Source organism: Nitrospira sp. Nam80 (assembly GCF_965152575.1).
This window is the reverse complement of sequence record NZ_OZ224216.1, coordinates 1,082,856-1,095,645: the sequence shown is the minus strand read 5'-3', so window position 1 is coordinate 1,095,645 and position 12,790 is coordinate 1,082,856. Positions and strand designations below refer to the sequence as shown.

Below are 12,790 nucleotides of genomic sequence, written 5' to 3'. Positions count from 1 at the left end.
TTAATGTATTGAGCGATCCGCTGATGCGGCAGACATCGTAGTCATTCAATACGGTTCGGAACGCGGCAGGTAACCCGGCGATGAACTTGCAGCCGCTCCCGCAGTCCGCTGTTGATGACTCGGCCGTCACGGGGACTCCATTCATATCGATTATCTTCAAACGGAGATTGCGGAATCTCGCTCACAATACCGGCGGTCACAAGATCGGCAAGCGAGGCCGGGGGGGCCTTGAAAAAAGCAGTGTATCGGCCGACCGCGTCTTCCAGGATACGAAGATCTCGCTCGGCAATGACCTCCTTGATGCGCTGACGGAGCGCCTCCCGAAGCCGTTCATCCGGCGTCCGCTGCAAGAATCGCACGAGGAACTCGATCGCGGCATCCGGATCACCGCCTTCGACCGTCATCCTGGCTGCCAGGCGTGGAAGGTATTCCGGGGCTCCAGGCAATACCGAAGCTTGGCGAAAATACTGTGCGGCTGCAGCCGGGTCGCAAAGTTCATAAAAATAGTCATAGCCGATGAGGAACGGCAATTCCCATACCTCAGGGTTATAGCGTATGCCCTTCGTCAAAAGAGCGATGCTGTCCCGTACCTGGCCGCCCCATACACCCAAAACGGTCCCGGCTGCGCGATAGGCCATCACGAACCGGGGATCAAGATCGGTGACCACCTCCACAGCATGATAGGCCCATTTGAGACCTGCCTGGACCGGTTTTCGCTCTCCAAAATGCTGAACGACCTTGAGCCAAATTAAATCCGCCGTAAGCTCACGATATCCCAAAACCGCAACTCGCAAATAGTCGCCTTTCGGCAGATATTGGAGTTCAAGCGCACGATGGGACGCCGGTCGTTGACGTTCGATTTCAAAGAGAAATCCCGACGTCCCGCCAAGGAGAATCAGTATCCCCGCGGTAATCCAGACGGTCGAAATGGCTCCGGATCGCGTCGTCATACCGGGGTTCTCATGCTCCCTTGAGTTGTGCCATCCGATTAAGTTCTGCCATTAGATTGGCGGCATGGACCGTCATGAATTTCAGTTCGAGGGCATTCTTCGGCTGCTCAGCATAGCGTTTTTGGCGGTCGAGTATTTCACGAATCTGATGCCTGGCCCGAGCAATATGATCCGGCGTACCGGAATTCAGATAGACGTGAGCCAACCATTCCCGCAGGATAAGGCAATTGGGTTCCAGCTCTAGCGCTTCATCCGCTTCGTTGAAGGCTTTCTCACGTTCGCCACGGGCAAGACGAAGCCGGGCCAGTTCAAGGCGATGTAAGACTGAAAATGGCTCGAGTTCTTTGGCCCGCTCATACGCGAGGATGGCTTTCACCTCTAATGCTTCGCGCGTCGCTCCACCCGCCAGGTCATTCGAAGCCGCAGCAGCGACCCTCCCGTAGACATATCCGAGGATACCCGGCAGTCGGCCGTCGACCGAGTTACGCTCCATGGCCGCCAATAGTTCGTCAATCGCAGCCTGGGCGGCAGCTGCCTGAGATGTTTGCTGAAACCGCTGAAACTGTACCGCGGCAAGGGAACTATGATAGAGGGCCTTGCCCGGATCCAGGAATACGGCGGTTTGATAAGCCGCAATCGCCTTGTCGACGTCTCTGTTCGCTTGTGCATGTGTACCGGACTCGAAGAAAAGCCACCCGACCCCGTCTTTCAATACGATCGTTCCAATAACAAGCAGCACGATCAGGCTGCATCCGGCCCACACCCAACGGGGACGAGCCATCCATTCGACGGCCGGCCTGCTTATGGCCCCGGCCATGCGCCGAACCGAGCACAGCACGGCGACGGCAACGATCAAAACAACAACGATGCCGGGTTCGTGTAGATTTGAATCAAAGGCGGCTTGTGCAAGTACTCCGGTAACGGCTCCGCAAGCGCCGACTATCATCCCTCGCTGCCAACGCCGCAAACGGACGCGCAACACCAACCGAATTTCTTTCAGCAATTGAAGCATGCCGAAAAGGAAGACCGTGAGCCCAAAGAGCCCGAGTTCGACTCCGATCTGAATGTATTCATTGTGCGCAGTTTGAGCGACTTTTCCATAGCGCACGATCTGACCCTCGATTGGAAACGCATACCGCGGATAAATATATTGGTATAGACCCAACCCATACCCGAGCGGATTCTGTAAAACCGCTTGTCCCGATTGTTGCCATATGCGCCAGCGTGCATAGGATTCCGGATTTATTTTGTGCTCCGCCTCGATCCGAGAGGACAGCGGATTCGGAATGACCAGCACTGCAACGACGACAATGGCGATCACCACAATACCCCACTTTCGAAGTTGCAAGATCAGAACACACATCGCTGCGATGATCGCCGCCGATAAGCCGCCACGGGACCCGGTGATAAGAATGGCTACGGCTAAGAGACTCAACAGGGCGACCCAGATCCCCGGCAACAGCACCTTCAAGCATCGCGCGGGTATTGCATTACTTACCCCGATCGGCTGAAACAACCCTGGAGCATTCAACCTGGCATATTGCGGCCACCGCAAACACATGCCGGCGCCCAAAACGATTGCGAACACGGCTCCAAGATATCCAGCCAGGAAATTGGGATTAAAAAAGGTCCCGTTGGGACGCGGCAGTCCAAGCATGAAGAACTGAACCAGAGACAGCGTCGACTCGCCGACGGCGACAGCAATGAGCACAGCCACCAACCGAATCACATCCTTCCATCCGTTGATGAAAAAGACAATGAAATAGAGCAAGGCTGCATATACGCCGAGAACCATGAGCCATTGAAAACTCTGATGCGGATAGTCGGAGCCGATGGCAGAGCTGCCCGCAAGCATCAGAAAGACCGTAATTGAGAGGTCCAAAGGCAAGCGAGGTACAGTCATTACCCCGGCCCGAATGTTTTGTGTGAAGTACAGTGCGGCCAGCACTAGCACCAGTAGACGGATAACCATTGCGGCCACATGAGTCGTCCCGCCTTCAAGGAGGGGCGCAAAGATCAGGATTAAGCCGACAATCCACATGCCGGCGCTCATATGAGCATCGGATTTGCAGAGCTTGATGCCAGGTCCCATGCGCTCATGAGTCGTGAAAGCGGATTCTTTCACGCAGTTGCCTAGACGCTACATCTCGAAGAAGACAGGATTAAGATCGGCTGGATTCTACTGAAGCGATCTCTTCTGATCAGAAGCGTACCATCTGCCTGCGGTCTGTCAATTAAAACCACAATCCGGATGGGCGGACAGCGTCCTACCCCACCCGGACATGGCTCACAGAAGCGACGACTTAGCTGGTCACGTCATCAAGATCAGCAATTTGCAAATTCTGCTTGATGTCGTTCACGTGCCACTGGTCAATCGTACCGTCATTGTCCAGATTAGCCACCGCCGTTGCAGTAAAGCCAGGCGTAGCCGAGTTGCCTGCCTGGTTTCCGGACCGAAGCGCCGCAGGACCTTGACCGTCGTTCGCAACGATACCGACGCCCGCAGGAAGCTGGTCGGCATTGACCGTCGCACCACCTTGACCGCCGCCACCGGTCGGCGTGGTCGCCAACCCACTGCGATAGGTATAGCGGTTACCGGCTCCGGCAAGGGCATAACCAATTTGAGCGAAGTCGCCATACCGCGATTGTTCGCCGTAATAGGATGTCTGTGCGACGAACACGCCTCCTAAGTTGGTCTTCGCCTCTGCCTGCCGCGATTTCGCTTGATACCGAAGGAAGTTGGGAATCGCAATGGCCGCCAAAATACCGATGATGGCCACCACGATCATCAACTCGATCAAGGTGAAACCCTTTTGCCCCTTACACACCTTCATGGTACATCCTCCCTTGTTTAGTAACCTCTCTGACCCGGACTGCCATGGGAATTGTGTCTCCCTGTCCAGGTAGGTCAGCAGGTTCCATGCCATAGGGACCCGGTGAACGATTCGTGAATCTGTTCTTGTACTATCAATGGGTTGCGTTACAGGAAGCGCCGGCTGGCAGTCGGTTACTTTTCCGAAGCCTCCGATTTCTGTTCGCAAGGAGCAAAGATTGACACTGCGACGTCGAACACCGATGCTCATCGCTACAATCCTGCGGACTGAGATGATCGCATATCAGAACGGAATGATTGCCGATGATTGTCCCCGAACTCAAATTCGGAAGGTGCGGGGTAGAGGAGCGAAATTGCGTGGAGTACCGCTTTGAGGAAAGCTAATACGAAACGGCGAAGATTTCCATCGGATACAAGAAAGTACGGGGGGAATCGGCGGCGTATTGCCGCTTATCTGGCATCATTTTGGTCAGCATTCTGCAGATCTCGTTTAATATCATTCACGTGCCACATGTCGATAAAAATATCACCGTCTAGATTGGCGGTCGCGGTCGCGGTGAATCCCGGCACCGGCGCCGCGGTAATGCCTGACGCGACAATTAGGTTCGGTCCTGGATCGAAACCTACCCCAGGAGGCAGAAGATCTACATTCACGGTGGTGCCGGGTCCGACTCTGTAGGCATACCGATTGGTCGTTCCAGCGATTGCATAGCCGATTTGATCGAATGTCCCGAATACCGACTGCTCGCCGTAATAGGCCGTTTCGCTCACAAAAATCGCCGACAGGCTTGTCCTGGCTTCGCTTTGCCGCGATTGAGCCTGGTACCGAAGAAAATTCGGAATGGCAAGTGCCGAGACAATCCCAAGGATTGCTACCACGATCATCAACTCGACAAGCGTGAAGCCGGCATCTTTCCGGGAACTGTTCATCTAAGCTCCATGGAAAATATCTGCGGCACCTAGGTAGAAAGCACATGTCGTGCCATCTACGTTATTGAAAGCGGCCACATCCAACTCACTGAAATGCTTGTCGATTCCAATCGCCCCATGCCCCTTCTACAGCGTACTTTGTGATCGCCGTCGCAAAATTCTTGTCACTCTCAGGAGCAATTTTTGACAGAGGCGCCAGCCGAGCGCTCAGTGAGTGACGTCATTCACATCAAGAGACCCTGTCTGGGGCGGCGTTTCCGTGACATGCCACTCGTCGAGCGTGCCATCGCTGTCAATGTTGGCTGTCGCCGTTGCGGTAAAACTCACTGCGCCTGATGAAGCGGCGGCCAGGGCATTGTCTCGTGTCACGGGGCCGATTTGGGCGGGAATTGTTTCAATGAACCCTGTGCCTGCCCCAGCCGCGCTCGTCTCTTCCGCGCGATACGTATAGCGGTTCGTGGCGCCTTCGATCTTGAAGCCTATGGCGCTAAAATCGCTGAACCGTTTATGATCGGCAAAGTATGCGATCTCCGTAACAAAGATGCCTCTGAGATTCATCGCCGCCTCAGCCTGCTGGCTTCGAGTTCGATAACGGCCAAATGCCGTCGAGGCCAGCATGGCCAGCAATGAAAGGATTAACACAACTACCATGACTTCGATGATCGTGAATCCGCGGGTGGTTACAGGATAAGCGGTCAATGAGCTATGCATCGTTGTTTCACGCCCCGCCATGCTCTAAGGCTCCATAACATGACGCAATGGAGCCATTGCATACATGCGATGCAGTACAAATCTAAAGATAGCAGAAGGAGGAGAACTCAGAAGGCGATTATGGAGAGTTTGGCATCGCGCCCTTGGGGTCGGACACCCGTCGCATGGCTTGGCGAATCCGCTCTTCCATCGTGGGATCGCCCAGGCCGGCTTCTCTGAATCGCTCAATGAGCTTGGAATTGGACGGATCCAATTCGAGTGAGCGCAGAAGCGCTTCGCGAGCCTCCGGCATCTGGCGCTGCTTCAAATAGATTTCGCCCAGATGCTCGTAGATGACCGGGTCGTCGCCGACCAATGTCGCGGCACGCTTGATTTCAGCGAGTGCTTCCATCAACAGGCCCTTCTTGAAGAAGGCCCAACCGAGGCTGTCGACATAGTATCCATTGCTTGGCCGAAGGGCGACGGCCTGCTGGGTCAGACTGATAGCCTCTTCGATCTTGACACCACGCTCGGCATAACTATACCCGAGGTAGTTCAACGCATCCGCATGGTGGGGATCCAGTTTCAGGGCGGCTTCCATGGACCGCACGACGTCTTCAAACCGATTCAGCTTGTCGTATGCGGTTCCCGCATTGAAATGGAGATCGGCATTGTCGGGGTTGTGGCGTAAGCCCTCGTCAAACGCGCGCAAGGCCTGCTCGTATTGCTCCAGTTGAAAATGTGCCAATCCCAATACGATGTGGGACTCAGGCTGTTTCGGATTGAGCTTGGTCGCAAGCTGCAAATGCTCGATCGCTTCCGGAAAATGCTTTAATCGGTATTCCAAGACGCCTAAATGGAGATGCCCCTCGAAGTACGTCGGCTCGAGCTTGACATTCATCGCGTAGGCGTCGATCGCCTTCGGGAAATCTTTCGACTCTTCATAGAGATACCCGAGATAGTCACGAACCTTCAACTCGGCTGGACGAGCGGCAAGGATATTGGTTAAGCGTTCGATGGCCTTCGGGTAATTTTTCTGCTCGCCGTAGATCAACCCGATTCGAAGCTGCGCATCCAGATCACCTGGATCCTCCGCCAACATGTGTTCCAATTCCTGCAGCGCCTCTTGGTAATTTTTCGCGCCGATCTGCAGACGAATAAGATGGTGCCGGATCTCTCGATTTTTGGGGTTGATGCCTTGGAGATACCGCCGGTACACGGCGATCGCCTTATCGCGTTGCTGGTTGGCTTCATAGATCGAGCCAAGCGCCACATAGGCAGGCTCGAATGTGGGATTCAGCGCCAGCGCCTTCTCAAAATTGGTGACGGCCTTATCCAGGTCTTTTCCTTCGATTCCAATTCGTCCCAGATAATAATGCCCGACGGCGGACTCGGGAGCCGATTTGATCCCCAACTGGATCGTCTCTTCCGCCTCCGCAAATCGCTTCTGGTTGGCCAAGAGCAGCCCTTTGGCGAAATAATGATCGCTCTTCTGAGGCTCTTTCTCAATCGCACGGTCAAACAGAATCAACGCCTTATCGGGCTTTCCGGCCGCCGCATACATGCCGCCGATCTGACCTAGCAACTGGGCGTCCTGGCCCGGCGCATCCGCCACCTGGTCCGCATAGCGGATGGCCGAGGTCACGTCGCCGGTTGCAAAGTAGAGAACTGCAAGCCGTGCTTTGAGAAAATCCGACGCAGGATCGTGCTGCAATGCCGTCTGATATTCCTTGACGGCCCGTTCCGTATCTTGATCCATTTCAGCTTGATAGCCCAGCATGAAATGGTAGGAGGCGCGCGAATCACTTTGCGGCAACGCCGGTTTGACGGGAGGAGACGCAACCACGGAGGCGACGGCCGGTGGAGGACTGGAACGCGGTGGCGTGCCGCAGGCCTGAAGAAGCACGACACAGGCGATGATGTTCAGCACAGTCACCATGTGGCGAACCTTTTCACGCCTCCATGAGGCCGACTTTTCCTGCATGATGAATCGTTGCACAGTAGCAGCTCAACGGCGTGCAATCGGGATGGTGAACGAACTTCCTTCAAAGAGATTATACAGAGGGCAGAAATGGAGCGTCAAACGACCTCTCGGTTTTCCAAGCTCTCAAACTTGGCGAAGCGATCGTGGAAGAACAGTTCTTTTTTGCCGATCGGGCCGTTTCGATGCTTGCTCACCAAAATATCGGCGATGCCCTTACGCTCGGATGCCGGTTCGTAGACTTCTTCACGATAGATAAACATGACCACGTCCGCGTCCTGTTCGATGGCGCCGCTTTCACGAAGGTCGGCCAGCATCGGAATGGGCGGCTTTCGATTTTCGACGGCACGGCTTAACTGGGACAGGGCGATGAGCGGCACGTTGAGCTCTTTCGCCAGGCTCTTGAGCGATCGCGAAATATCGGAGATTTCTTGTTGTCGAGATTCGGCGTCGCTGCGCCCTTGCATCAACTGGAGATAATCCACAATGAGCAGATCCAGACCCCGCTCGGCCTTCAAGCGTCTGGCCTTGCCGCGCATTTGCTGAACAGTCAGCGCGCCGGAATCATCAATAAAGATTGGGGCTTGTTCCAATCGGCCGGCAGCTTCAGCCAGCCGCCACCAATCTTCCTTCTGCAGGCGACCTGTTCGCAGCGCGTGGGAGTCCACACGAGCTTCGGAACTCAGCATCCGCAACACGAGTTGTGGCTTGGACATTTCCAAACTGAAGATGCCGACGGTGGCGCCCGCATGCAAGGAGGCATGTTGCGCCATCCCGAGCGCCAGACTGGTCTTGCCCATGCTGGGGCGGCCGGCGATCACGATCAGATCGGAGGCCTGCAAGCCCGCAGTCAAATCGTCCAGATCATAATAACCGGTCGGCACACCGGTCACTCGTTCTTTTCGTTTCGACAATCGATCGACGACGTCCAGGCTCTCTTTGATGATCTGATTGACCGGGGTGAATGAGCGGTCGAGTTTGCCCTGCGCAATGCCGAAGACGGAACGCTCGGCAAAATCCAGCAGATCATCCACGGCGGTGGTGCCCTCATAACCTCGTGTGATGACTTCCGTGGAGGTGTGGATCAGTCCCCGCAGCAGCGCCTTTTCCCTGACAATCTTGCAGTGATATCGGATATTCGCGGCGCTCGGCACCACCTGTACCAATTCCGCAAGATAGGCCGCCCCGCCGACGGCCTCCAGTTCCGATCGGCTCTTGAGACATTCGGTCAACGTGATCTGGTCGATCACTTCGCCGCGGTCCGACAATGCCAGCATGCCTTGGTACACTTTGCGATGAGCGGCACGGTAGAAATCCTCGTCAACGATGATCTCCATCGCCTTCGCCATGGCGGTGTTATCGAGTAGAATCGCGCCCAGGACCGATTGCTCGGCTTCCAGGTTTTGCGGCGGCAGACGCGGCTGCGAGAGATCGATCGCCGGCATGGATTTCATCGTATCGATCCTTTGGAGGTCTCCTCGATGCCCACAAGAGAGTCCATCGAAGCCGGGTCGGGACGTTTCGAGCGGCTGTCGGCAGCGCGAAACAGGCGATCGAGGTCCACGGCAAATCCAGTCGAGGGGTTCGGAGCGCCGAATCGCCCGATGAGATGGTCATATCGACCGCCGCCCCCCAACTCGACGCCGATTCCTTCCGCAAAGACTTCAAACACGATCCCATCATAATATTCGAACCCGCGGAATTCGCCGAGGTCCAGCAGCAATTGACTTCCTCCATCGAGAGACACCAGTCGCTCATAGACTTGGGCCAACCGTTCCAGGGGGGCCGTGAGAGCGCGGGTGCGCCCCGCGAGCCGGCGGCCCTGTTCCAACACTTCCTCTCGCCCATACAGTCCGGGAGTCTGTAAGATGATATTGGCCGCCCGTTTTCCTACCCGTTCCTGGTGCAAGACTTCCTCGAGTCGAGGCAGATCTTTTCTGGCGGCGGCGTGCTCCGCCCGCTTTTGCCCCTCTTCGGACATCCCGGACTGGGCCAGCAGGCCCCTAAAAAATCCCACATGACCGACTGAGACGGTAAATGATGATAACCCGGCCTGCTGCAGGCTTTCGATCATGAGGGCAATGATTTCGCTATCGCTCTCGGCATCATCGCGGCCGATGAATTCGACCCCTACCTGAAAAATTTCCCGATCCCGTCCCGCATGCTCCGGCTCATAACGAAAGACGGATGCGGAATACGATAACCGCAGCGGAAACTTCGATCCCAACATGCCCATTCCGACAGTCCGTGCGATTTGTGCCGTTGCGTCCGGCCGCAACACCAGGATGCGACCCGTCGTGCGGTCCGCAAACTGATAGCATTTTTCCAAGAGATCCGTTTCCAGTCCGGGAGCCAGCACATCGAGATATTCGAACGTCGGTAGAATGATCTCCTGATAACCCCATCGAGACAGCTGGTTCAGGAGAGTTTGTTGAAGGGCACGAATATGCTGGGCCGCCGGCGGCAGGATCGTGGTCATCCCGACAGGGATCAACGACCGCTCCTGGCCCGACATCATCCGCGCAGCAGGAAGACTGGACTTTAGCGGAGTGGAGGGCATGGTCGGCTGCCGGGCATTCTAAAGCCCTTTGGACAAATCAGCGACCTTGACGGAAAGAATATGCTTGCTCGATTTGATTTGGTCGAGCACCGTCCCCGGCAAGGGAGCATCCAGCCCGAAAATGAGCAGCGCATTGCCGCCTCGTTCCTCGCGCGAACACTGCATGCGGGCAATGTTGAGATTGTGGTCGCCCAGGACATGCCCCACCGTCCCGATCACACCGGGACGATCCTCGTTCAAGATCAGTAGCAGGTGCCCTTCCGGCACCACCTCGACCTTGAACCGGTCAATTTCGATAATGCGCGGATCCTTTCGGTTGTAGAGTGTTCCGGCCACCTGGTGGGATTTCTTTCCTGCCTCGACTCGAACTCTGATCACGCTCATGAAATCGCCGGCATCGCTGCTCTTTACTTCCTTGACTTCGATGCCGCGTTCCTTCGCCACAATCGGCGCGTTGACATAATTGACGGTGTCTTCAAGGATCGGCGTGAGCAATCCGCGCAAGACCGCGATGGTCAATGGCGCGACCGTCAAGCCAGCGACCTCACCGCTATACTCAACCGTGACGCGTTCCAAAGCCCCTTCCAGCAATTGAGCCTGAAGCAAACCCGCACGCTCGGCCAATGCCAGGTACGGCTGAAGCCTCGGCAACAGTTCGGGCGGAACGGACGGAATATTGACCGCCCCGCGGGCAATTCCCTTGGTGAAATAATCGACGATCTGTTCGGCGATGCCCACTGCCACGTTTTCTTGGGCCTCGGTGGTTGAAGCTCCGATATGCGGGGAACAAATGAAGTTGTCGAGCGACAACAAGGGATGATCCGGCTTGACCGGCTCCTGCTCAAAGACATCAAAGGCAGCCGCTGCGACCCGCTTCTCCTTCAAGGCCGCGAAGAGATCCTGCTCGTCCACGATTCCGCCCCGCGCGCAATTCGCGATCATGACGCCCGGCTTCATTTTTGCCATGGCCTGGGCGTTGATCAGAGACTTCGTCTCGGAGGTCAGAGGAGTATGGACGGAGATGATGTCGGCGCGCCTGAACAATTCGTCCAATTCCACCATGGCCACGCCCATCTTTTGCGCCCGTTCTTCGGCGAGGTAGGGGTCGAATGCGATGACCTGCATCCCGACGCCTTGCGCCAGCTTCGTCAGATAACCGCCGATCTGCCCCACGCCGACGATTCCAAGGATTTTGTTGTAGAGCTCGACGCCCATGAACTTTTCTTTTTCCCATTTGCCGGACTTCGCGGAGGCGGTCGCCTGAGGGATTCGGCGTGTCATCGCAAAGATCATCGCCATCGTATGCTCGGCGGTCGTGACAGTGTTGCCGCCGGGTGTATTCATCACGACAATGCCCCGCCTGGTGGCTGCAGCCGTATCGACATTGTCCAATCCCGAGCCCGCCCGACCGATGACCTTCAACCGCTCCGCCGCGCCAATGACCTCGGCAGTGACTTTCGTGCCCGATCGGACAATGAGCCCGTCCGCGTCCTTCACTTCCTTCAGCAATTCTTCCTTCGGCAGCTTCGTCTTCACCACCACGGTAAAGCCCGCGCGTTCCAGCAGTTCCACGCCTTGCTTTGACAGACTATCGCTCACCAGCATTTTCATGTTGTCGCCCTTACATTCGCAGAATTTACGCCTTCTCCATGAAGATTTCCTGGGCCTTCGCCACACCGCTTCCGAGCTTCACCGGGAATCCAAGCCCTTTGACGACCATCTCGACCGCCGCCAAGGCTGTAATGACGTCGAAGCTGTCGACATATCCCATATGCGAAATACGGAAGATCTTTCCTTTGAGATGGTCCTGCCCGCCCGCCGCCGTCATCCCATATTGGGTACGGAGGTTCTTATACACGGCCTGGCCGTCCACACCGTCGGGCGCTGCAATCGCCGTGAGCGCATCGCTGGGTCGTTCTTTCGGGAACAAGGAAAGCCCGGCGGCCTGTGCCCCTTCCCGCATCGCCCTCGCCAAGGAAGCATGCCGGGCGAAAATTGCCTCCAATCCCTCTCCTTTGAGGATAGTCAGGACCTCTTTCAAGCCCAATATCAGGGAGACAGCCGGCGTATAGGCCGTCTGGTTTTTCTGTTGGGAGTCGCGCTCCTTCTTGAGATTGAAATAAAAGGATGCATTCTTCGCCTTTTCGGCGAGCCTCCAGGCCTTTTCACTGGCGCTCACAAACGCCAATCCCGGCGGAAGCATGAGGGCCTTTTGGGAACCCGTGACAACGACATCGAGACCCCATGCGTCAGTCTTCAGATCCAGGACACCCAAGGCCGTGATCGCGTCGACCACAAGAATCGTTTCCTCGTAGCGCTTGACGATCTCGGCCAGCGCCTTCACATCATGGGCGACTCCGGTGGATGTTTCGCTGGCCTGGACATAGACGGCCTTGATTCCAGGATCCTTTTTCAGTTGGTCAGCCACCGCCTGAGGATCGACAGCTCGCCCCCACTCCACTTTGATTTCGTGGACCTGGGCGCCGAAGGTTTTGCACAGCTTCGTCCACCGCTCACCGAACTTCCCTCCGTTGATGGAGATGGCCTTGTCGCCCGGGGAGAGAAAGTTGGACACGGCTCCTTCCATCCCCCCGGTACCGGAGGAGGCTAGAATCAGCACATCGTTTCTGGTCTGAAACAACCATTTCAAATCCTCGCGCACTTCACCAAATAACTTGTCGAACTCAGGCGCGCGATGATGGGTCATGGGCTTGGCCATGGCCAACAACACCTCCGGAGGAACGGGTGTCGGACCAGGAGCCAAGAGATATCGTTTCAGCATTGCGATAACCTCCTGGAGTGCTCAAAGGACGTGACGGAAAGGGGCGTACGCTACCATAGGCCCT

10 protein-coding genes are annotated in these 12,790 nt (G+C 56.1%); all 10 read right to left on the bottom strand.

Annotation, left to right across the window (positions count from 1 at the left end):
- Window positions 1–41: 41 nt before the first annotated feature.
- The 10 genes from ACWGXE_RS05205 to ACWGXE_RS05160 all read right to left on the bottom strand — a co-directional run bounded on the left by ACWGXE_RS05205 (window position 42) and on the right by ACWGXE_RS05160 (window position 12,726).
- Window positions 42–950, bottom strand: coding sequence for a tetratricopeptide repeat protein (locus tag ACWGXE_RS05205; protein WP_447601867.1), 909 nt, complete (start codon window positions 948–950; stop codon window positions 42–44).
- Window positions 951–960: 10 nt separating this feature from the next.
- Window positions 961–3,042: an O-antigen ligase family protein gene (locus tag ACWGXE_RS05200; RefSeq protein ID WP_447601866.1), complete on the bottom strand. Its 2,082-nt coding sequence runs from the start codon at window positions 3,040–3,042 to the stop codon at window positions 961–963.
- A 211-nt stretch (window positions 3,043–3,253) separates the two neighbouring features.
- Complete coding sequence (locus ACWGXE_RS05195; RefSeq protein WP_447601865.1) at window positions 3,254–3,784, bottom strand: type IV pilin protein; 531 nt, start codon at window positions 3,782–3,784, stop codon at window positions 3,254–3,256.
- A 449-nt stretch (window positions 3,785–4,233) separates the two neighbouring features.
- The gene (locus tag ACWGXE_RS05190) at window positions 4,234–4,713 is read right to left on the bottom strand and encodes a type IV pilin protein (RefSeq protein ID WP_447601864.1); all 480 of its coding nucleotides are present in this window, start codon (window positions 4,711–4,713) and stop codon (window positions 4,234–4,236) included.
- Window positions 4,714–4,920: 207 nt separating this feature from the next.
- A complete protein-coding gene (locus ACWGXE_RS05185) occupies window positions 4,921–5,445 on the bottom strand; it encodes a type IV pilin protein (protein ID WP_447601863.1) in 525 nt (174 codons plus the stop codon).
- Window positions 5,446–5,542: 97 nt separating this feature from the next.
- Window positions 5,543–7,402: a tetratricopeptide repeat protein gene (locus tag ACWGXE_RS05180; RefSeq protein WP_447601862.1), complete on the bottom strand. Its 1,860-nt coding sequence runs from the start codon at window positions 7,400–7,402 to the stop codon at window positions 5,543–5,545.
- A gap of 80 nt (window positions 7,403–7,482) precedes the next feature.
- Complete coding sequence (gene dnaB, locus ACWGXE_RS05175) at window positions 7,483–8,838, bottom strand: replicative DNA helicase (protein ID WP_447601860.1); 1,356 nt, start codon at window positions 8,836–8,838, stop codon at window positions 7,483–7,485.
- Window positions 8,835–9,944: an ATP phosphoribosyltransferase regulatory subunit gene (hisZ, locus tag ACWGXE_RS05170; RefSeq protein ID WP_447601858.1), complete on the bottom strand. Its 1,110-nt coding sequence runs from the start codon at window positions 9,942–9,944 to the stop codon at window positions 8,835–8,837. The genes dnaB and hisZ overlap by 4 nt, the downstream gene beginning before the upstream one ends.
- An 18-nt stretch (window positions 9,945–9,962) precedes the next feature.
- A complete protein-coding gene (gene serA / locus ACWGXE_RS05165; RefSeq protein WP_447601856.1) occupies window positions 9,963–11,555 on the bottom strand; it encodes a phosphoglycerate dehydrogenase in 1,593 nt (530 codons plus the stop codon).
- 25 nt (window positions 11,556–11,580) lie between these two features.
- On the bottom strand, window positions 11,581–12,726 hold the full coding sequence (locus ACWGXE_RS05160) for a pyridoxal-phosphate-dependent aminotransferase family protein (RefSeq protein ID WP_447601854.1): 1,146 nt from the start codon (window positions 12,724–12,726) through the stop codon (window positions 11,581–11,583).
- Window positions 12,727–12,790 lie beyond the last annotated feature (64 nt).

Coding starts and splice junctions, on each gene's coding strand:
- ACWGXE_RS05205 (WP_447601867.1), bottom strand. CDS start 950: ATGACGACGCGATCCGGAGCCATTTCGACCGTCTGGATTACCGCGGGG.
- ACWGXE_RS05200 (WP_447601866.1), bottom strand. CDS start 3,042: ATGGGACCTGGCATCAAGCTCTGCAAATCCGATGCTCATATGAGCGCC.
- ACWGXE_RS05195 (WP_447601865.1), bottom strand. CDS start 3,784: ATGAAGGTGTGTAAGGGGCAAAAGGGTTTCACCTTGATCGAGTTGATG.
- ACWGXE_RS05190 (WP_447601864.1), bottom strand. CDS start 4,713: ATGAACAGTTCCCGGAAAGATGCCGGCTTCACGCTTGTCGAGTTGATG.
- ACWGXE_RS05185 (WP_447601863.1), bottom strand. CDS start 5,445: ATGGCGGGGCGTGAAACAACGATGCATAGCTCATTGACCGCTTATCCT.
- dnaB (WP_447601860.1), bottom strand. CDS start 8,838: ATGAAATCCATGCCGGCGATCGATCTCTCGCAGCCGCGTCTGCCGCCG.
- hisZ (WP_447601858.1), bottom strand. CDS start 9,944: ATGCCCTCCACTCCGCTAAAGTCCAGTCTTCCTGCTGCGCGGATGATG.
- serA (WP_447601856.1), bottom strand. CDS start 11,555: ATGAAAATGCTGGTGAGCGATAGTCTGTCAAAGCAAGGCGTGGAACTG.
- ACWGXE_RS05160 (WP_447601854.1), bottom strand. CDS start 12,726: ATGCTGAAACGATATCTCTTGGCTCCTGGTCCGACACCCGTTCCTCCG.